The sequence below is a fragment of the Pseudaminobacter soli (ex Li et al. 2025) genome (assembly GCF_029892515.1).
Lineage (GTDB): Bacteria > Pseudomonadota > Alphaproteobacteria > Rhizobiales > Rhizobiaceae > Pseudaminobacter > Pseudaminobacter soli_A.
Window position 1 is genome coordinate 202,239 of record NZ_JARXVF010000006.1, and the last position, 20,084, is coordinate 222,322.

17 protein-coding genes are annotated in these 20,084 nt (G+C 59.4%); 5 read left to right on the forward strand and 12 right to left on the reverse strand.

Features of this window, described 5'->3' with window-relative positions; genetic code table 11:
- Positions 1–2: 2 nt before the first annotated feature.
- Positions 3–1,661: an ABC transporter substrate-binding protein gene (locus tag M2281_RS22435; protein ID WP_280823403.1), complete on the reverse strand. Its 1,659-nt coding sequence runs from the start codon at positions 1,659–1,661 to the stop codon at positions 3–5.
- A 105-nt stretch (positions 1,662–1,766) separates the two neighbouring features.
- Between M2281_RS22435 and M2281_RS22440 the strand changes: the two genes are divergently transcribed.
- From M2281_RS22440 to M2281_RS22450, 3 genes are read left to right on the forward strand one after another with little or no spacing between them, the layout of a single operon-like run.
- Positions 1,767–2,729 (forward strand): ABC transporter permease, encoded by a 963-nt coding sequence (locus M2281_RS22440; RefSeq protein ID WP_280823404.1) that lies wholly within the window; start codon positions 1,767–1,769, stop codon positions 2,727–2,729.
- Positions 2,726–3,676, forward strand: coding sequence for an ABC transporter permease (locus tag M2281_RS22445; RefSeq protein ID WP_280823405.1), 951 nt, complete (start codon positions 2,726–2,728; stop codon positions 3,674–3,676). The genes M2281_RS22440 and M2281_RS22445 overlap by 4 nt, the downstream gene beginning before the upstream one ends.
- Positions 3,677–3,689: 13 nt before the next feature.
- Positions 3,690–5,375, forward strand: coding sequence for an ABC transporter ATP-binding protein (locus M2281_RS22450; RefSeq protein WP_280823406.1), 1,686 nt, complete (start codon positions 3,690–3,692; stop codon positions 5,373–5,375).
- Here the strand turns inward: M2281_RS22450 and M2281_RS22455 are convergent.
- Positions 5,364–6,200, reverse strand: coding sequence for a GntR family transcriptional regulator (locus M2281_RS22455; RefSeq protein ID WP_280823407.1), 837 nt, complete (start codon positions 6,198–6,200; stop codon positions 5,364–5,366). The two genes, M2281_RS22450 and M2281_RS22455, sit on opposite strands and share 12 nt — an antisense overlap.
- A 303-nt stretch (positions 6,201–6,503) precedes the next feature.
- Positions 6,504–7,601 (reverse strand): DUF535 family protein, encoded by a 1,098-nt coding sequence (locus tag M2281_RS22460; protein WP_280823557.1) that lies wholly within the window; start codon positions 7,599–7,601, stop codon positions 6,504–6,506.
- A gap of 226 nt (positions 7,602–7,827) precedes the next feature.
- Here M2281_RS22460 and M2281_RS22465 point away from each other — a divergent pair, with 226 nt between their 5' ends.
- Together M2281_RS22465 and M2281_RS22470 are read left to right on the forward strand one after the other, a co-directional pair.
- Positions 7,828–8,520 (forward strand): response regulator, encoded by a 693-nt coding sequence (locus M2281_RS22465; protein ID WP_280823408.1) that lies wholly within the window; start codon positions 7,828–7,830, stop codon positions 8,518–8,520.
- Positions 8,517–9,695 (forward strand): ATP-binding protein, encoded by a 1,179-nt coding sequence (locus tag M2281_RS22470; protein WP_280823409.1) that lies wholly within the window; start codon positions 8,517–8,519, stop codon positions 9,693–9,695. The genes M2281_RS22465 and M2281_RS22470 overlap by 4 nt, the downstream gene beginning before the upstream one ends.
- A gap of 75 nt (positions 9,696–9,770) precedes the next feature.
- Here the strand turns inward: M2281_RS22470 and M2281_RS22475 are convergent, their stop codons facing one another.
- The 9 genes from M2281_RS22475 to M2281_RS22515 all read right to left on the reverse strand — a co-directional run bounded on the left by M2281_RS22475 (position 9,771) and on the right by M2281_RS22515 (position 20,025).
- Complete coding sequence (locus M2281_RS22475; protein WP_280823410.1) at positions 9,771–10,469, reverse strand: TetR/AcrR family transcriptional regulator; 699 nt, start codon at positions 10,467–10,469, stop codon at positions 9,771–9,773.
- Positions 10,470–10,568: 99 nt separating this feature from the next.
- Positions 10,569–11,996 carry an amidase gene (locus M2281_RS22480; RefSeq protein ID WP_280823411.1) on the reverse strand — a complete coding sequence of 476 codons (1,428 nt, stop codon included), beginning with the start codon at positions 11,994–11,996 and terminating at the stop codon, positions 10,569–10,571.
- A 104-nt stretch (positions 11,997–12,100) separates the two neighbouring features.
- Positions 12,101–13,132: an extracellular solute-binding protein gene (locus M2281_RS22485; RefSeq protein WP_280823412.1), complete on the reverse strand. Its 1,032-nt coding sequence runs from the start codon at positions 13,130–13,132 to the stop codon at positions 12,101–12,103.
- A gap of 26 nt (positions 13,133–13,158) precedes the next feature.
- On the reverse strand, positions 13,159–13,959 hold the full coding sequence (locus M2281_RS22490) for an ABC transporter permease (protein WP_280823413.1): 801 nt from the start codon (positions 13,957–13,959) through the stop codon (positions 13,159–13,161).
- Entirely contained in the window at positions 13,952–14,878 is a 927-nt protein-coding gene (locus tag M2281_RS22495) for an ABC transporter permease (RefSeq protein ID WP_280823414.1), read from the reverse strand. The genes M2281_RS22490 and M2281_RS22495 overlap by 8 nt, the downstream gene beginning before the upstream one ends.
- Positions 14,879–14,880: 2 nt before the next feature.
- Complete coding sequence (locus M2281_RS22500; RefSeq protein WP_280823415.1) at positions 14,881–15,966, reverse strand: ABC transporter ATP-binding protein; 1,086 nt, start codon at positions 15,964–15,966, stop codon at positions 14,881–14,883.
- Between the two features lie 534 nt (positions 15,967–16,500).
- Positions 16,501–18,168 carry an FMN-binding glutamate synthase family protein gene (locus tag M2281_RS22505; RefSeq protein WP_280823416.1) on the reverse strand — a complete coding sequence of 556 codons (1,668 nt, stop codon included), beginning with the start codon at positions 18,166–18,168 and terminating at the stop codon, positions 16,501–16,503.
- Positions 18,169–18,386: 218 nt separating this feature from the next.
- Complete coding sequence (locus tag M2281_RS22510; protein ID WP_280823417.1) at positions 18,387–19,118, reverse strand: copper homeostasis protein CutC; 732 nt, start codon at positions 19,116–19,118, stop codon at positions 18,387–18,389.
- Entirely contained in the window at positions 19,111–20,025 is a 915-nt protein-coding gene (locus tag M2281_RS22515; RefSeq protein WP_280823418.1) for an ROK family protein, read from the reverse strand. Before M2281_RS22515 ends, M2281_RS22510 begins: the two co-directional genes overlap by 8 nt.
- Between the last annotated feature and the right edge of the window lie 59 nt (positions 20,026–20,084).

Consider the following 20,084-nt stretch of genomic DNA (forward strand, 5'->3'; position numbering starts at 1 on the left):
GCCTATTGTACCTTGTGGACGTTCATCAGTGTTTCGGTCGAAAGATTGTTGACCGAACCGACCAACGGCGAAAGCACGAAGCCGTCCCATTTCGGGCTATGGGCCTCAATGACGTTGGGGTAGGTAAGTACGATATAGGGGCGCGCCTCGAAAACATGCTTCTGCATGGCCGAGATTTCAGCCAGTCGCTCCTTCTTGTCGAGGAGCGTGCCCTGCTTGGCATACATCCCATCGTAATCGGCGTTGCAGTAGCCGCTGTCGCTGTTGCCGCCACGCGCAGCACAGGTCACGATGCTCAGCACGAAGTCGGGCTCCACAGGTGGCACCCAGTTCCACATGGCGAGATCGAAATCGAGATATTTGACCTCGGGCGCCTGAATAGCCTCGGTGGCTGCGCCCGGGTCCATCTTGCGCTGCGTGATCTCAATGCCGATCTTTTTGAAGCCGGCTTGGATGATCTGGAAGGCTCGATCGCCGGTGCCGTTTTCCTCAGTGGGGAAGATCACTTCGTAGGACATGCGCTTGCCGTCCACCAGGCGGATACCGTTGCCTTTCCCGAAGCCCTTGTCATCCAGGATCTCGTTGGCCTTGTCGATATCGTAAGGCAGCGGCATGATAGCATCGTCGTGGAAGCCGGTTGCGGGTGCTACGATGGTCGAGCCCGGCGTCGAGAAGCCAAGCCAGACGATTTTGTCGATCATCTCGCGGTCGATGGCGTATTCCAGCGCTTCGCGCACTTGCGGATCAAGCAACTCCCGGTTCTTTGGCTTATCGGGGTTGGTGTTGATGATCAGCGTCTTCAGCCCGACACCGGGCCCGCTCGACACCGTCACGCCGGCCTTCTCCAGGGTTTCGACCGCAGTCGGCGGCGTCTGCTCGCCGATCATGTCGAGCTTGTCGGTGACCAGCGCCGTGATCATGGCATCGTCATTGGCGAAAAACTGGAGGCCAAAACCATCGATGATCGGTTTCTTCTCGCCCCACCAGTTCGGATTGCGCGCAAACAGAGCGATCTGCTCGTTGTCGTGCCGGGTCAGCATGAAGGGGCCGCCCGAGACCACTGGAGCGGAATTGGGAAAAGTTGATATCTGCTCACCGTTGCCCTCCATCAGCGGTTCCCAGACATGTTGCGGCAAGATGGGCAGGGCTTGCAACTGCGTGAGCACGTTGGCGACCGGTAGCTCATAGGCGAGCACCAGTGTGTTGTCGTCAGTGGCCTTGGCATCCGTCATGTGGGCGATCCAGCCGGCCAGCTTGCCTGTGGCCCCGCCCTCAAACTTGCGGATCATATTGAAGGTAAAGGCAGCATCCATGGCCGTCAGCGGTTCGCCGTCCGACCAGCTTGCCCCCGGGACTGTATGAAAGGTCCAAGTCTTGCCGTCGGTGGAGGTTTCCCATCTTGTTGCGAAGGACGGTACGATCTCAAGCTTGGCGTTGTATTCTGTCAGATGGGGATAGACATATTGGTACGTGACGGAACTGTAGTCGGAATCCGAAACGAACGGATTGAGGGAGTCTATGGGCTGCGTGGTGCCAATTCGCAGGATCTCGGTCGCCGAGGCAGTGGGCGCGGATGGGAACTGAAGAGCGACCACAGTGATCATCGTCGCGGCCAACGTTAAAATGCAATTGTTCCAACTCTGGTGAGGCTTCTTGTTCATAGGAATCTCCCGAGACGCAAGATTTCCAATTCTGGGTACTTGCTTGATATTCAGGCTACTGAGTATGATGAGTTTATGTCAAGGCGCTTGGGAGGAGCGGAGACATTGCGGGGCTCAGCCTATGTATGGAAGCGCGTTGCTTTCGCCGTTGTCACGGTTTTTATCGCACTGACGCTGAATTTCGTTCTCTTCCGCGTCCTTCCCGGTGGCCCGGTCAGCCAGATATCGCGTGTACCGAACGCCTCGCCAGCCTTAAAACAGGCTCTGACCACACAATTCGGGTTGGATAAGCCGTTGTGGGAGCAATACTTGCTCTATCTCCGGCAGACGCTGCAAGGAAATCTGGGCGTCTCTTACATGAATCGGCAACCCGTCTTCGACAACCTCATCGACGCATTCGCCAATACTATTCCCATGGTGACACTGGGAACTATCCTGGCGCTGGTGATCGGCATCGTGGCAGGTGTTGTGTCCGCGGTCCGTCGCGGCAGCGCAATCGATCATTTCAGCACGAATATTGCCGTATTGTTCTATGCCTTTCCCACGCAGTTCCTCGGCATGATGCTCCTCGTCATATTCGCCGGGATCCTGCCGGCTGCTGGCATGAGCGACCCCTTCGCCGTCGGCGGCTCAAGCTGGGATACCTTCCTCGACATGTTCAAGCACATGATCCTGCCGGTCACGACTCTGATGCTGACGCTCTACGCTGAGAACGCGCTTATCGTACGCTCGGCGATGCTGGAAACCTTGGGGGAAGATTACATTCTAACGGCTAAAGCCAAGGGTGTCCCACGCGGCAGGATGATCCGCGCGCACGCTTTGCGCAATGCCATGCTGCCCATCGTCACCATGGTGGCAATGTCGCTTGGCGCTGTCGTCACCGGTTCGATCTTGATCGAAGTGATCTTTTCCTGGCCGGGCATTGGGCGTGCGCTCTATACCGCTGTGCTTAAGCGCGATTACCCGATGCTGCAGGGCGGCTTCCTGGCCATTACCGTCGTGGTGATCACCTTCAACCTCCTCGCCGACTTGATCTACTACAAACTCGATCCCCGGATAACCACATGACCGTCTCGATGCCTGGGACTTCTTCCTCGGAACTCGAGGCGCGCTTCGGCTTCTGGGCGATGCTGAAGGATGTGCTGCACCAGACGCCCGCACTCGCGGGGCTCACCATCGTCGCCGTCTTCATCGTTCTGGCGCTCATCGCTCCGCTCATCGAGCCGTACGGTATCCATGAAGCCACCTGCGCCGTGTTCGAGCCGCCGTCTAGGCAGCATTGGTTCGGCTGTGACGACGGCGGCATCGATGTATTCAGCCTGGTACTGCGCGGCGGTCGCATTTCGATGATCGTGGGAGCAACCGCTACACTTATCGCCATCGGCATCGGCGCGACGGTCGGCATCCTGTCAGGCTATTTCGGCGGCTGGGTGGATGTCGTGCTGATGCGAGTCACCGACTATTTCCTGGTCATCCCTCAGATCGTTCTGATGATCGTGATCGCGGCGGTTTGGGGCCCCAGTCTGTCGCATGTCATTATCGTCATTGGAGTTCTAATGTGGACGAGCACCGCCCGGCTCATCCGCGCCCAGGTCAAAAGCCTACGCGAGCGGGTATATGTGAAGCGCGTCGAGGCGCTGGGTGCCAGCCATTTACATATCATCGTCCGTCACATTGTCCCGCAGGTCGGGCCGCTCCTGGTCGCCAACACGGTGCTTGCCATCACGGTCGCCATCTTCAACGAGACAGCGCTGGCGTTCCTAGGCCTTTCGGATCCTACGGCAATCACCTGGGGCACAATTATGGAGCACGCATTCGACCGTGCTGCCGTCAGCAGTGGCGCCTGGTGGGCCATCGTGCCAGCAGGCGTCGCCGTCGCCGTGCTGATCATGGGTTGCTATATGCTGGGCCGCTCAATTGAGGACGGGCTGAATCCGCGGCTCAAGGTCTCGTATCTCTCTTTGCATGGCTGGAAATTGCGCCCGCTCGTCGGGCGGGGGCCGGATGCCATATGAAAGGAGCCGTAGCTTGAAAAGCGCCTTTGCAATCCAGGATCTGAATGTCTGGTTCGGCACCGATGTAGGTGGCCGGCGCGCCGAGTTTCATGTGGTGAAGAACGTCAATCTTGAGCTCGCCCCCGGGGAACGGCTGGGGTTGGTTGGTGAATCTGGTTCCGGCAAGACAACCACCATCCTAGCGGCCATGGGACTGCTAACAAGCAACGCCGAGGTGTCGGGCAGGATCCTTCTCGATCGAAAGGACATTCTACGAGAGGGCGAGTCGAGCGTTGCCCCACACCGCTGGAAGGACATCGCCATGGTGTTCCAGGGCGCTATGAGCGCCTTCAATCCGGTCAAGACCGTAGGCTGGCAGATCGCCGAGGCAATGCATATGCATGGCGTTGCGCGTGGCGTCGCCATTTCGCGCCGCATCGGGGAACTGCTTGAATTGGTTGGCATTCCTGCCGAACAGGCCGAGCGCTTCCCGCATCAGTTCTCCGGCGGCATGCGCCAGCGCGCTATGATCGCCATGGCGCTCGCATGTGAGCCGAAGGTGCTTCTGGCCGACGAGCCCACGACGGCACTGGATGTGATGGTGCAGGACCAGGTGATGAAGCTCCTGGTGCGGCTCAGCAAGGAGCTCAACCTGGCACTCGTCCTAGTTACCCACGACCTGGCTATCGTCGCCCAATCCTGCCAACGTGCGGCCGTGATGCTGAAAGGCGAGGTGATCGAGCAGGGGCCGGTTGCAGACCTCTATCATCGCCCGAGGCACGAATATACGCGTAGGCTCTTCGAGGCGACGCCAGATATCTTTGCCTCGGCTCAAGTCTCGCGGCGCGTTTGCGCACCCGCGAGCGAAACTCCCAGAAATGCGCCACTGCTTGACGTTCGCGGCCTCAGCGTGTCCTACCTGCGCAGCCGCTCCATAAGCGACATTGTACGCGGGCGTCCTATAGATGCGCCGGCCGTTGTTGATGACGTTTCGCTCCGCGTCGAGCGTGGCGAGATGGTCGCTCTGGTCGGACAGTCCGGTAGCGGCAAGACTACCGCGCTGCAGGCCATCCTTGGCATGATCAGGCCATGCGCGGGCTCCATCCAGTTCAATGGTCGTGACGTCACGTCTCTTACCAGCCGGCAATGGCGGCCGCTGCGTCGCCAAATCCAGATGATTTACCAAGATCCCTACGAGTCGCTCGACCTACGCTACCGCGTGCGTTCTACAGTCGAGGAGCCGCTACGCGTCCACGGCATCGGCACCACGGCGAAGGAGCGCGAGACACTGGTCTGCGCCGCGCTCGACCGAGTCGGATTAACGCCGGTGCACCACTACCTCGGCCGGTTTCCACACGAGCTTTCGGGAGGGCAGCGGCAGCGCGTGGCGATCGCCTCCGCCATCGTGCTCAGGCCCGAGTTGTTGCTGGCCGACGAGCCAGTTTCCATGCTGGATGTATCGGTGCGCGCTGGAGTGCTCGAACTCCTGAACGAACTGCGAGCCGATGCCAGAATGGGTATCCTGATGATCACGCACGATCTTTCGACAGCGGCGAATTATGCCGACCGCATCGCCGTCATGCATCAGGGCCGGATCGTGGAAAATGGGGATGCCGCCACGGTCGTCCGTTCTCCGCGAGCGCCCTACACGCGGGCATTGCTAGCCAGCATTCCCAATCCGGATCCGGACCGGTCTGGCTTCGTCAACTCAGCGGCCTGACCGACCTGCCCCTTTCTTCCCAGTGGATGGCGTGGACCGCTTGCCACCGTGAAGTGGCAGCACCACCCACTGTTTCATGTCGGTGGGTTGCAGCAAGTGTCGGCTTCCTGACCCGGACATATAGAACACAAAGTCCGAGGCCTTGTAAGTTTGTTGGTAGCAATCGAAAGCCTTGCCATCGCCGGTGAAGGAAACGCCTCTGATACGCACAACCTGGTCGCGCGGACCGAGATCGAGCGCCTCGCGCTCCGTTGCCGTCGGCCGGTCCACTTCCAACGATTGCTCGACATGCTCGTCTCGAAGCCCGTAGCGGTCGGCAAGCAAGCCATACAGCGAGTCGCCCGCTTCCAATTCCTTGTGGTCAATCGCGGGCACCAGGCTAAGCGGCAGAACCGCCTGCTCTAAGATCGCAGGTGCCGTCCGCAGCCTGCGACGTCGGATGATCTCCCAGACCGGTTGCCCCAGCTCGATCGACAGCGCCTTGGCGATCTCCGGGCTCGGCAATCCGATGTTGATCTTGAGCACCTCCGTGGCGAGGTCGGGTCTGCCGCCGGAAGGCGATAGTGTCTCAAGCAGGCGGCCGGCTCGGCTGGGCTCGCTGACGATGCGGTCTCGGGCGACGAAGGTGCCAATCCCCTGATGGCGATGGATCTTGCCGGCGTGTTCCAATTTATCCAGCGCGTGGCGCACGGAAATCAGGCTGACGCCCGTCAGTCGGGCCAGTTCGGTCGAACTCGGTAGCTTGTCGCCGCCTGTTAGACCGTTTGTGGCGATGAAATCGAGGATCCAATCGTAGACAATTTGATAGCGGAGTTTTCGCTCCACGCTCTCCTGGGATGCGATCTGTTTTTGCCTCTGAGCCAAAGTCACTCCCTCGGCATGTTGATCGACAGGTAATTTGTCCCTTTCCCGTCAACCCGGCCGCGGTCAACAGACAATCGCTGTCATACTCAGAATCATAAGCACATGCTAGCTGCATTTGTTGCCTCCTCGGACAAGGCTTCGCCCAAGGGGACGCCTACGCGGTCGCCCGACGAGGTCGGCCGGCGGCGCATCGTCGAAGCTAAATCTTTGGGAGATCGACCTCTGTGGCCCTGCGCGCCGGCGTCGATCGGGAGCATGATCGCTTCACTTAGCCAGTAGATGAGTTCCAATCTGCAAAAAAGCGAACTTGGCGATATCGCGTCTGCTTTCACAGCGCTCATTGATCACTGGATTGACAGGCAATCGAAAGCCGAAGGGCGGGAAATGCACGCCGCCTCTTTCAATCCAATAGGCGTCAAGATCGGTTCGCATTCTCATGCGCCTGCGTGCCGATGCCCTTTGATTGATGACGTGACGAGAGTTGGAAACTGCGATGATGTAGGATGTGACACTCCGCGCCATCATGCCATTCAAGACCAGCAACACTGCATCCTTGGGCCGCAAGCCGCCAAGGTCACGGGTCGCGGAAATGACGGCTCTCTTCGCGTCTTGCTGGGCAGATCCCTGCAAACCTCCGATAGCGATACTGTAGGAGTTGCCTGGCCTGCGCACGAAGACGAAACTTGCCGTACACAAAATTGCGCGATCGACAGCGCGTATGAGACGCAGCGCGAAAACACCCTCATGACGGCTGCCACAATGGTCCGTGAGAGACAGCTGCAGTCGATAATCCTGATCGCGCCCTGAGACAGCACCGATCTCAACCTTTCCGCCCTGCCAAAGCGTTTGGAGCATTTGCGGCTTGAGAAGAAACCCCGCCACATCAAAATGCTGGACGAGAATGTCGAAGCGAGTCCGATATGCCATTCGGTAAACGAGGAACGCCGACAGTGATTTCCGGACAAGATCGTCATGCGGCGGTGCAAATGTGTGCTGCTGAGTGAATTCCTGAAGGAACCGTAGCCAGCGCAATGTGAGTATTGGCGAAATGGCGAAGCGCAGCCAGAACGCCATTGTGCGCCGGAACGCCACGCGTTTGCCCATGGTGATCGCCTGCCGAAGTATCGAATGCGACGCAGGCAGCTGCTTCGACGGCTCGGCATCGGAGCGCTCTTCGTGTTTTCCTGCCTTGGTGGTCGGCAGTTGCGAGAGGGTGGAAGACGAACTTGGATGTGTATGTGTATCCGCAAGCATGACGGCGCCATTGATGATTGACCGAATAGGCGGCGAGGCCGCGCCTTGCCTTTCTTCATCTGTGTCAAGATTGGATGGAGGAAAATCCGGCGCCCTGTGAGCAACCATCAACGGGCCTATACAATCCGCTTTTCCGGGCGCCTTATCGGACCATCGATTGCGTCGCGATCGATTGGTCAAGCCCGGCCGATAGAGGCTTGAATCAAAAGCTGATAGCGACGATCGATGTGCTGGTGGCGGGTCGATGGCGCTACGGAAGATTTGCCATGAACGGTCTGAAGGCAACGGACCAGGCGAAGGCGAAAGAAGAACTCAGCAGGATGCGGAGCTAAACGTGGAAAACAGTCTCGTTCTGATCGTTGAGGATGAGCCGGAGATTGCGCAGATATTGGATGCCTATCTCGTGCGTGAAGGATACCGTACCGTGCGGGCTTCCGATGGTGAAACCGCGCTACAGCATCATGCAGTCCTGTCGCCGGATATTGTCTTGCTGGATGTTCGGATACCGAAACTGGACGGCTTTGCTGTTCTTGCGCGTTTGCGGCACGCGGGCGATACACCGGTCATCATGGTAACTGCGCTTGCTGAAGACATCGATCGCCTGAGCGGCCTGCGTCTGGGCGCAGACGACTATGTGGTCAAGCCCTTCAACCCGCAGGAAGTGGTCGCCCGTGTGAAGGCTGTTCTTCGTCGCACCAATGGCGAACGACAAGACGCTGTACGCCGCTTCGGTGCCATTGAAGTGGATTCCAATGCCTATTCAGCCTTCGTCAACACGGATGGGCAGCGCATTCCCATACAGCTTACCCTAAGCGAATTTCGCATTCTCGCCTATATGATCCGCCGCCCCACGCATGCATTCGACCGCGCTGATATTCTCGATGCCTGCCTGCCAGAAAGTGCCGCTTTGATGCGCACCGTCGACACGCACATTTCCAATCTTAGACGGAAGCTTGAGGAGCTAGGTCAGACGGGCTTCTTTCCCGCCATTCGTGGCGTCGGTTATCGGTTTGCGGATCCCAAATGAAGATCCCCTCCCTGTCGCTTGCGAGACTCACCGCCATTGTCATCGCAGCCATGCTGCTGCTCAGCGTTGGCTTGGCCTATCTGGGCGTGAGCTGGTATTCGTCCTATTTGGAAGAGAGCATCATCGACAGCCTGTCTCCGAATGCAGCGGCTGCCTACAAGGATATGAATGCCGGGATCGTACCGGATGCCGCTTCCCTCAGGGAACTCTTCGATCACATTAATACGCTGACGGAACCAGCCAACTTTCAGCTCTATATGTCGGTTCTGGTTTGCGGCCTCCTTTCCGCTCTGATGTGTAGCCTCATCGGCTTCTATCTTGCACGACGCATCGCACGCCCACTCGAAGAGCTCACCTCAGCGGCGGACAGTTTGAAATCAGGTGATTTCTCTGTTCGCGTTTCGGCATCACACAAGGGCGCGCGCGAAATCTCGAGCCTGGTGGAAACTTTCAACGCACTCGCCATGAGCCTGGAGACAATGGAAGAGCGGTTGCGGTTCAACAATATGGCCGTTGCCCATGAACTGCGCACGCCACTCACCATATTACGCGGATCGATGCAGGGTATGCTCGACGGCGTCTTCCCGATGGAACAGAAGACCGTCTCAAATCTCCTGCTTCAGGTCGAGGGCCTGACGCGGCTCGTCGAGGATTTGCGAACACTGTCTCTTGCCATCGGGCATAAGCTTGTAGTGGACCGCGACAGGCTCAATGCCGCCGAACTTGTCGAAGCGGTTCTCGCATCCGCAAAACCCATGCTAGACGCGAGCGAATTGACGGTCGAGACGCAGTTGCGGCCGGCCTATGCTTCGGTCGATTCACAGCGCGTTCGACAAGCGCTTCTGGCACTTCTCGAAAATGCATGCCGTTACGCCGCAATCGGCGGGGTTCTTCGTTGCGAAACCGAAACGCTGCCAGACAAGAGCGTTGCAATTCGCGTGATGGATCGCGGCCCGGGTTTTCCAGAAGACATGGATGCAATCGCAGTCAATCCGTTTTGGCGGGGCGACCCGTCACGTTCTCGCGCGACGGGAGGCACCGGATTGGGGCTCTCGGTTGTGCAGGCAATTGCTACTGCTCATGGCGGACACTTGACCTTCAGCAACCGAAGTGATGGTGGTGCAACTGTTGCAATAGTTCTGCCGAAGCATGCGGAAGGCCGAACAGACTGTTGAAGAGGCATCCCACCCGTCTTTGAAACGCATGCGTCCACGACGTCAGGTCAAGAAAACCACAGTCGAAGCATGGCATCAGCCGTTGGGGAAGCTGCCCGGGAATGCCTCACGCAAGAGGGTCATGGCCGTCTTGTGCAACGCGTCGGAACGGACGGTATCGGGATTGAGTGTGTCCCAGTACCAGGCACCCTGCACCAGATAGTTGAGCCCCTCGGCCAGCGTTTCTACATCGACATCCTTGTAGCCACCTTCCCGCGCCACTTCGGCGAGGAAACCTCGCGTCTGGGCCAGGTATTCACGATCGCTGGGCAGACTGATCATTCGGTCCAGTTGCACTGTCTGGCGGTCGCTGCTGAATAGCACCCAGACGGCTACCCAATCTGGATGCTGTTGCCTGAAATGGAGCGCACAGTCGATGGCAGTGACTATTCGCTCCGACGCCGTCAGCCCGGGCAGAAGCACCGTCTCCTGCCAAAGCCGTTCAAACTGATCATTTAGATACTCAAGAACTGCACGAAAGAGCTTCTCCTTCGTGCCGAAGTGAAACACGACAAGGGCATTGGAGGACCCGATGTGCTCGGCGATCCGCTGCATGGTGACGCTAGCTATGCCCTCTTCGGCTATCAATCGGATCGTCGTGTCGATAATTCGTTGCGTGGTGGCCAAACCGCGCAGGTGGCGACGATCCGTTTTTCCAGCTTTGGTCATCGGCGCGGAAGCGGCGACCTTCTGCTCCTTCGTCTGTTTGGTGGTAGAGGGTTTCGCTGTCTTCAACGCGCTGCTCCCAGATTGCCGGGCAGTCCGGCACTCTTTCGCTCTTATCGACAGATGACCAGCGATGGTCAACGGCGCACTCGCCGTTGACCGGTTCAATTAGAGGGTTGGGCGGTTGGCCGCGTCGCGGTACCAGGAACCCTGCGCGGTTTCGAAAGCGAGACCCGCTCGGAATACATCCGCATCGCGATAGGTGCGCCCGACGATCTGGATGCCGGTCGGCACACCGTTGCGGGCACGTCCCGAGGGCACCGAAAGAACGGGGCAGCGGCTCATCATGTTGAAGGGCGTCGTCATCGCCCAACCGAGCATGGGATTGACTTGCTTGCCGTTGATCTCGACCGATCCGGTGGAATGATCGAAGTCGGCCGGCACGGCAGGCAGAGCATTGGTTGGGCAGATCAAGACGTCATATCGCTCCAGGATGGGTCCCAGCGTCAGATACATGTCGTCGATAACCTCGAGGCTTTTCACGAAATCCAATGCCTTCGACTTGCCACCGCGCACCGCGAACTGCCGGGCGTAGGTGGTCATCTTGTCGCCATGCTCCTTTAGGAGGCCTGACAGATAAGCCCCGAAAATGTGGTCCAGGTAGCCCAGACCCGCATCGAGGATGTGAGGCTTCCAGCCCAGGTCGACTTCTTCCACCGTGGCGCCGAGCGAACGGAATACATCAAGCGCCGCAAGCGTGTTTTTCTGTACCTCGGGATCGACCTCGAAGAATCCGAGATCCATGGAGAAGGCGATTTTCCAGCCCTTGATCGGCTTGTACTCGAGTGGCAGGCGCAGCTTGGGTCGCAGCGTCGCAATGTCGTATGGGCTTGGGCCACTCATCACATTCTGAAGTAGGATCGCGTCTGTGACCGTCCGTGCCATCGGGCCCGTGTGGCAGAAGAAGTCCAGGTTGAACGGCGCATCGTCGGGATTGCGGCCATAGGGTGGCTTGTAGCCGACCACGCCGCAGGCCGCCGCCGGAATCCGGATCGACCCGCCGATGTCGGACCCGGTCGCGAGCGACGATGTTCCCGATCCCAGCGAGGCGCCTGCCCCACCCGACGAGCCGCCGCAGGTGAATTCAGGGTTCCATGGGTTGCGCGTTACACCCCAAAGACGCGACCAGGTGGTTCCCGCACAGCAGTACTCAGGCGTGGCGGTCCGTGCATGAACGATGCCGCCGGCTGCCATGATGCGCGCGTTCATCGTCGAGGTTCTGTCGGCGACATGGTCCTTGTGGATTAGCGAACCAATCGAGGTCGGCTTGCCCTTGATCTCGCTTTCGTCCTTGATGCCGACGGGCAGGCCTTCAAGCGCACCGGTCCTGGCACCCCTGGCATACTTTGCTTCTGCCCGTTTCGCCCGATCCATGGCTTCGTCAAAATGGGTATAGGTCAGGGCGTTGACCGGCGCTTTCACCGTCTCGGCACGACGGATCGTCGCTTCCATGAGCTCAACCGGAGAAAGCTCACGTTTGCGGAAACGGCCCAGCGCCTCGTGTGCAGGCATGTAACAGAGTTCAAGATCACTCATTGATGGCTCCGAACTAGAGAAGGAAGATTGCTCCGGCCGACCCAACTCGTGACACTTCTCATTGGAAGCCAGTGTCGTGCGGAAAGTCAGCCGGATATCCAGGGTCACTTGAGGACTTCGGTCCAGATTTTCGTATACATTTCATTCACTTCCGGCGGGCAGGCCGGCGTGAACTTGCCCTTGTCGAGGAACTTGGCTGGGACCACAATTTCCGGCGCGTTCTTCATCTCTTCGGGCATGAATTTCTCGGAGCCGGCAATGCCGTTGGCGTAGCGCGCATAGGCCGAGATCATCGCCGCGTTCTCCGGATCCATGACGAAGTTTTGGAACAGCTTCGCATTCTCGACGTGCGGAGCAGTCTTCAGCACCGCGACGTTGTCCATCCAGATCGGATAGCCTTCCTTCGGATAGCCATAGACGAAATGCGAATTGGCCAGGCGTACGCGCATCGATGCGCCGCCCCAGTTGACGCCTGCATCAAAATCGCCGGCGGTGTATTTTTCGATGCTGGGGTAATCCAGCGCCAGCCAGGTGGGTCTGGCTGCAACCAGCCGGTCGCGGACCTTGCGCAGAATAGTCTTGTCGCTGGTGCAGGCTTCGCCGCCTTCGTAGTAGATGGCGAGCGTCAGGATATCGCCCATCTCAGGCACCACACTTAGCTTGCCCTTGAGTTCAGCAGGCGGATCGAGGAAGATCGCCGAGGTGTTGGGATCGCCGGAATAGACCGACGTGTTCACCAGCATGCCGGTCGTTCCCCATTGCCACGGCACTGTGTAGTGGCGGCCGGGATCGAAATCCACATTGACCCAACGCGGGTCGACATTCTTGAAATTCTCCATCTGGTCGGGGCGGGTTTCCAGCAGAAGCCCCTCATCGATCCAGATCTTTACGAAGGTCGAGGTCGGCACGACGATGTCGAAATCATTGCCACCCTGGCGGGCCTTGGCGAGCGCGGTATCGTTGGAATCAAAGTCCGTGATCGTCACCTTGACGTTGTATTTCTCCTCGAATTTCTTGATCAGATCGGGGCTCGTGTAATTGCCCCAGTTGAAGATGTTCAGAACACCTTCGGCATTGGCAGTTCCAATATGCAAGAACGCGAAGATCGATGCAGCGGCAGTAACAAGCAATCGCATGGGAAACTCCGGTTGGTTGAGGCAGGTCAGTCCTTCTTGCGGCTGAGGAAGAAGAAGAGGGTGACGACGGCGATCGAAAGCGCCAGAAACATCGTCGAAATGGCGTTCATCTCGGGCGTTACGGTCCGTCGCAACTGGCCGAGCATGTAGGTGGGCAGCGTTTCCTGCCCTGCCGATTTGATGAATTCAGTGATCACCACATCGTCGAGGGAGACGACGAAAGCGAGCATGAAGCCGGCAAGGATCGCAGGCCACAGAAGCGGGAAGGTCACGCGGCAAAAGACCTTCCAAGGAGTGGCGTAGAGGTCGGCGGCGGCCCGTTCGAGGGAAAGATCCATCGTCTCCAGCCGCGCGCGGATCGGCAGGAAGGCGAAGGGAATGCAGAACGCGATGTGGGCGGCGATGAGGTAGCCAATCCCCGTGTAACCGGTCCACACCTTGACCCGCGAAAAGACCACAAGCAGGGCCACTGCGGTGACGATCTCGGGCACCATGAGCGGCTGGTTGATGAACGCGACCTTGAAGGCGAGCCCGCGGTAGGACGCGGTGCGGGTGGTGGCGAGAGCCGCCATGGTGGCGGCAATGGTCGCGACAAACGCGGCAATCGGGGCTACGGTCAGAGACCTGAGTGTTGCTTCGATGACGCTTTCGTTGTTCCAGGCCGTCACGAACCATCGCAACGACAGACCCTCGATCGCACCTACCGTGGTTCCGGCGTTGAAGGCGAATACCACCATCGTGCCGATCGGGAGATAGAGCAGAACAAAGCAGAGGAGCGCAATTGTCGTAAATCCCCGTTGCCGCCTTACCGAATGCCGCCTAGCCATGCTGCCCGCTCCCGGATTTCGACGCTGCGCGCACATAGACAAGGAGGGCCAGCATGACGCCGCCGGTCAGCGTTATGGAAAGCGCCGATCCCAGCGGCCAGTTGCGCCCCTGGCCAAACTGGAGCTCTATCAGGTTGCCGAGCATCAGGTTCCTGCCGCCGCCCAGCAGCCGTGGCGTCACATAGGCCCCGAGCGACGGTATGAAGACCAGGATCGATCCGGCAATGATGCCCGGCCGCATCATTGGGATGATGATCCGTCGCAATACATTGAAATTGCTGGCGTAAAGATCAGCCGCCGCCTCGGCGAACCGAAAATCGAATCTCTCGATGCTTGCGTAAAGCGGCAGGACCATCAGCGGCAGATAGACATAGGCCATGCCCAGGAAGATGCCGACGTCGGTGAACATGATCTGAAGCGGCCGCTTTATTACGCCGAGCTGCAGCAGCGCGCTATTCACTACCCCTTCATTGCGGAACACTTCCTGTATCGCGAAAGTGCGGATGAGCAGGTTGGTCCAGAATGGGAGGGTGACCAGGAACAACCAGAAATCCCGCCAACGCCGGTCGCGGGTCGCGATGAAGTAGGCCGTGGGAAAGCCCAGGAGCAGCGTCACGAGCGTGGTGATCAACGACAGTTTCACCGAACGCCATAGGATTATCAGATGTGCGTCGGCGAGTTTCAGCGTGTCATCGAAGACGTCGCGTTCGAAGATGACGCTGAACCAGCCGTCCAGCGAGAATTGCCAGTACTTCACGTCACCGTAGTCGCCCTTGACCATGAAGGAATAGAGCACGACCACGACAAGCGGCCCGATCGCTGCGAGCAGCACAATCAGCAGGGCCGGAGTGGCAAGCCACCAGCGGTTTCGGACATCCGTGCGCGCAGCGGCAGTGGCGATCTCGGAAGCTGTCGCCATGGTCAGTTCCTCAGGATCTGAGCAGCGGCCAAGTCGATAGCCACTCCGACCGGTGCGCCGGTCACAAGGGCTGCGTCCTGCAATGCGCTGTTCTGGCGGCGCACCACGAACCGGTCGCCATGGGAAAGTCGTACGTGCAGATGGGTGTCTGTGCCGAAGTAAACAATGCTTTCCAGCGTGCCGCTCAGAGGTGATGGTCGTCCGTCGGCGTGGATCTCGGCATGCTCGGGACGGACGATGACAGTCACCCTGCCCTGCTGTGGCGCAAAGTGAGGCAGCCGCGCCACTATATCGACGCCCGACGCCAGCCTAACCAGTGCGCGATCCTTGGCGGCGGTAACAATCTCGCCACTCAGGAAATTTGCTTCGCCGATGAAGTCGGCGACGAACCGGTCGCCGGGGCTGTCATAGATCTCGCGTGGGGTACCTACTTGCAGGACCCGACCTCCGGAAAGGACCGCAATGCGGTCCGACATGGTCAGTGCTTCTTCCTGGTCGTGGGTAACGAAAATAAAGGTAATGCCGGTTTCGAGCTGAAGACGTTTCAGTTCGATCTGCATTTCCTTGCGCAACTTGTAGTCCAGGGCGCTGAGCGGCTCGTCCAGAAGCAGCACCTTGGGCGCCGGGGCCAGCGCGCGGGCCAGAGCCACGCGCTGCTGCTGGCCGCCGGAAATCTCGGTTGTCCTCCTGTGCCTCAGGTCCTCCATCCGCACGAGTCGCAGCATGTTCTCGACACGTGCCGCGATCTCCGCCTTCGGCTTGCCCAGCATCTCAAGACCAAAGCCTATGTTCTGGCTGACCGTCAGGTGCGGGAACAGCGCATAGTTCTGGAACACTGTGTTGATCGGCCGCTGATAGGGCGGCAGCGTCGCAATGTCCTTGCCGTGCAGTTGGATTGTGCCGGCTGTCGGATATTCGAAGCCGGCTATCAGCCGCAGAAGCGTGGTCTTGCCACAGCCCGACGGACCGAGAAGCGTGAAGAACTCGTTTTTGCGGATTGATATGGAAACGCCGTCCAAGGCCTTGAATGCGTCCCCGAATACCTTGGTGACCTGACGGATTTCGACTGCGGACTTTTCCTCTGGCAAAGCGCGTGTCCCCCCTGCTGAGCCAATGCCGCCGGCTGACCCGGCAGTTTATGTCCTGTTAGGATCAACGTAAAAGTGACTTACTATTTAGTCAATTAGTTTTGTCTCTTTGATCTGACCGTCTCGTGGAAGCACTTAAGTTCATGAGGGGTGGCGCCTGCGCGCGATGGTCTACGGCGAGGTTGAGATCCGCAAAAACCCGCCTTGGCTTTGCCGAGCGAGCGAACTCGGCCTGTTCGAGCTGGGCATAAACGTGGAGCGGACAAACGCAAACGGCATGCGAGGCGCGTGTCGTTGTCAGCCATGCGCCCCGATGTGAGCTTTCTGCAGGCTGTCCATTCGGACCTGAGCGGGAGACTGACGCCACGAAGCTTCAGTCATTCGCCGGGCCCGATTGAACCTGGCGAACTCATTCACCTCGACATCAAGACGCTCGGTCGCCCCGAGCGCACCGGCCACCGTCGGTGATAGACCGGGCCAGCCCAACGGCCGCGGCAAACCGTCTGCTCTTAATTCGACAGCAAACGGCTTCGTCTATTGGGCCGCAAGCGAGAGCCCAACATTTCGGCGCATGAACGGTCCGTGCGGGATTTCAGGCGGGTCGAAACTCTCGGCGGCCGCACGATCCCATCGGCTGTACCAGTCGGCGAGCTCCGGGATTTCCTCCTCTCCCGAAACAAGGAAGCCCTCGGGCAGGTAAGGATAGGCCTCGTTCCCGTCGAGAAACTCATTGTCCTTCTGTCGAAACATGAAGTGGTACGGCATGAAATTGCGCGGATCGCTCAACCCTGCTGCGCCGGCGATCTCGCCCAGTGCCTTCATGGTATTGCGATGGAACCGTGCAACGCGATCGCTCTTGTCACCAACGTCGATCGCGCGCTGACGCGCCGGGTCCTGGGTCGCAATCCCGACCGGGCATTTGTTGGTATGGCATGACTGTGCCTGAATGCACCCGATCGCAAACATGAAGCCGCGCGCCGAGTTGCACCAATCAGCACCAAGAGCCAGGGTGCGAGCAATATCAAATGCAGAGATAATCTTGCCCGCCGCGCCGATCCTGACTTCATCGCGGATGCCGGCGCCACGCAATGCATTGTGAACAAAGGTCAGGCCCTCCAGCATCGGCATGCCGACACGGTTGGCAAATTCAACGGGTGCTGCTCCGGTCCCGCCTTCGGCCCCATCGACAACGATGAAGTCAGGAATGATGCCCGTCTTCAACATTGCCTTGACCATGCTCATGAACTCTCGGCGATGGCCGATACAGAGCTTGAAGCCGACAGGTTTACCCCCCGACAGCTCACGCAGCTGGCCGATGAATTCCATCAGTCCGATGGGAGTAGAGAACGTACTGTGCGCCGCAGGAGACACGCAGTCGATCCCCATCGGGATACCGCGCGCCTGAGCAATTTCGGGCGAGATCTTTGATGCAGGGAGCATGCCGCCATGACCTGGCTTTGCACCCTGGCTCAGCTTCACCTCGATCATCCTGATCTGCGGATCGGCGGCAAGCTCTGCAAACTTCTCTGGCGAGAAGCTGCCATCATCGTTGCGGCAGCCAAAATAGCCGGATGCGATCTGATAGATCAGGTCGCCCCCGCTTTGGCGATGATAACGGCTGATGCCCCCTTCGCCCGTGTCATGGGCAAACCCACCCTTCTTCGCACCAGTGTTCAGCGCGAGGATGGCATTTGCAGACAGCGAGCCAAAGCTCATCGCCGAGATGTTGTAGAGGCTGGCATCATAGGGCTGCTTGCACGCAGAACCTCCGATGCGGACGCGGAAATCGGTATTCTTGATAACGACGGGCGTAGCGGAGTGGGTCAGCCATGCATAGCCGGAACCATAGACGTTCTCGATCGTGCCAAATGGCCGCTTGTCTTCGACGCCTTTTGCCCGCTGGTAGACAAGTCCACGGTCCTGACGGCTGAACGGCTCGGCGTCGCGATCGCCCTCGATGAGATATTGTCGTATCTCGGGACGAAAGCTCTCCACAATGAAGCGCAAATGACCGATGACCGGATAGTTGCGCAAAATGGAATGCCGGCGCTGCACAAGATCGTAAATGCCCAGTGCAACCAGCGCTCCAGAAATCACTGCAACCGGCAGAAGCCAGGCGCTGTAGAGCAGCGCTCCGGCAGCAGCGAGAAGCGTGATGAGCGCAGCACCGGCGAACACCAAGTAGCGCTGATATATGACCATCGTTGCCACCACCGATCATGGGCAGGAAGGGTTGATTAGAACCCGGTTGGAGTCGGCGGACTGTTAGTGCATTGCCTCGCGGAAGGCCAGCGCCGAATGCTGCCTCGCAGTACGCGACCATTGCGGAGATCGACGGTGACCACCCCACATACCCGCAACGCGGCATAATTTTCATGAATCGCGCAACCTTGGCGTGCGTGCTGGAACGGTTCTCCCTTTCAGGCGAGTTTCGCCTTGATCGCCCGGACGATCCCTTCGTCGGTCCGCTTCGGGCGCGGCGAGACGAAGCCCAGCTCCAGCGCCTTTCCAGCGGTCGCATCAGCGGCGACAGAGCAGGACGAGTGGATTTCGCGGAAGGGCAATCGCGCCCAGATGGCGTCCAGCGTTTCGAGATTAACCCCTGAGCCCGGCATGATAACGATGCGATCACCGGCGTGGGTGAAACACGCCGCAAGTGCCTCCAAACCCTTCAATGCCGTCGTCTCGCCGCCCGAGGTCAGGATGCGTTCGAATCCAAGCTCGACGGCAAGGTCGATTGCGGCTGCAAAATCAGGACCGGCAAGATCGAAGGCACGGTGCAGCGTCTTGCCAAGTCCCTTCGCATGGTCAGCCAGGCGCGCAAGCACATCGCGGTCGAGGCTGCCATCTGCGCGATTGGCGCCAAGCACGACCCCTTCCAGGCCGGCGGCGCGCACCGCGTCGATGTCGGCAAGAAGTGCCGCCATATCCCCATTGCCATCGCCATAGACGAAGTCGCCGGGGCGCGAGCGGATCATCGCATAGACCGGGATCGGCGCCTTGGCTGCCAGCGTCATCAGGCCGGGCGACGGGGTCAGCCCGCCGGTCTCCAGCGCTGAGCAAAGCTCGATGCGGTCGGCACCACCAGAGATCGCCGCGGCAAGGCCCTCCGGGCTATCAACGCAGACTTCGAGCAGGATCTTCTCAGACATTGGCGATCTCCAGGAGGCCGAGGGCGGCAGCGCCGATCAGGCCGGGTTCGGTGGTGAGTGCTGCCTTGACCACCAACGGGTTGGCAGCGCGGCGCAGCGTGCGGCCGCGCACCTCCCGGTCCAGTGCTTCGATCAGCTCGGGAACGTTGGACAGACCGCCGCCGACCGGCACGATGGACGAGCCGATGATGTTGAGAGTGAGCGCCAGCGGCACGCTGACCAATTCGAGATAGATGTCGATGGTGCGGCTCGCACTCACCTCGCCTGCGCGCCAGCGGTCAATGACTTCGGTGCTCGACAACCCCTCGCCGCAGAGGAGCTCGTGCAGTTTCTCCATTCCGCGCGCGCCGCCGATTGTATCGACGCAGCCGGACTGGCCGCAGCCGCATGCGAAGTGCGGCACCTCCGTCGGCGGCTGGCCGACGGTCGTCTGCAGTGCTTTGCCATGACCCCATTCGCCGGCATAGCCGCCGGCGCCGGCGACGATGCGACCGTCGATGACCAGTCCGCCACCGACCCCTGTACCGAGGATGACGCCGAACACATTGCGATGGCCCTTGCCGGCGCCGCTGGTGGCCTCGGCCAGCGCGAAGCAGTCGGCATCATTGGCTATCCACACAGGCAGGCCGATGACGCGCTCGAGATCGGCGGCGATGAGGCGGCCGTCGACGCAAGGGATGTTGGCGCATTTCAGGCTGCCGGAAGCGGGATCGACCACGCCAGCGATCGAAATGGATACGCCCTTGGAAGGCCGGTCCCCAGCGTTCGCCCGCGCGGCGATGGCGGCCGCGAATGCGTCGAAATCATCGAGCGGCGTCGCCACCCGGTCAATGATCTCGATTTCACCGGCCGAGCGGGCGTGGGCGCTTTTTATCGTTGAACCGCCAATATCGAAGCAGGTAATCATCAAATCAGTTCCCGAAAGAAATTCCGCGGCCGGACATCCTGCCTAAAGCGCGGGATTTC